The organism is Micromonospora sp. BS32, assembly GCF_059089345.1.
On record NZ_JBSSHR010000094.1, the window covers coordinates 1 to 469 of the forward strand.

Below are 469 nucleotides of genomic sequence, written 5' to 3' on the forward strand. Positions count from 1 at the left end.
AGGTGGTTGCCGCCGATGGACAGCGCGTCGCCGTCGCCGGTGACCACCCACACGCTCAGGTCGCGGCGGGAGGTGGCGAGCCCGGTGGCGATGGCCGGGGCGCGGCCGTGGATGGAGTGCATCCCGTAGGTGTTCATGTAGTACGGGAAGCGGGAGGAGCAGCCGATGCCGGAGACGAAGACGACGTTCTCCCGGGCCAGGCCCAGCTCCGGCATGAAGGACTGGACGGCGGCGAGGATGGCGTAGTCGCCGCAGCCGGGGCACCAGCGCACTTCCTGGTCGGACTTGAAGTCCTTGGTGCTCTGCGGGCCGGTGGCCTTGGGCACCAGCGACAGCGAGGTGGCGCCGGCGAGCGGGCCGATGCCGGCGCCGTCGAGTACGGGGGTCTCAGACATCCGCGTTCTCCTTCGCGATGGCCTGCGCCAACTGCTCGGCCTTGAACGGCAGCCCGGTCACCTGGGTGTAGGAG

The 469-nt window shown here is 70.4% G+C and carries 1 protein-coding gene; it reads right to left on the minus strand.

Features of this window, described 5'->3' with window-relative positions:
• Nucleotides 1-395 (minus strand): thiamine pyrophosphate-dependent enzyme (locus tag AC5RWQ_RS30415; protein ID WP_494286033.1); only part of this gene is annotated, 395 nt, incomplete at its 3' end.
• Nucleotides 396-469 lie beyond the last annotated feature (74 nt).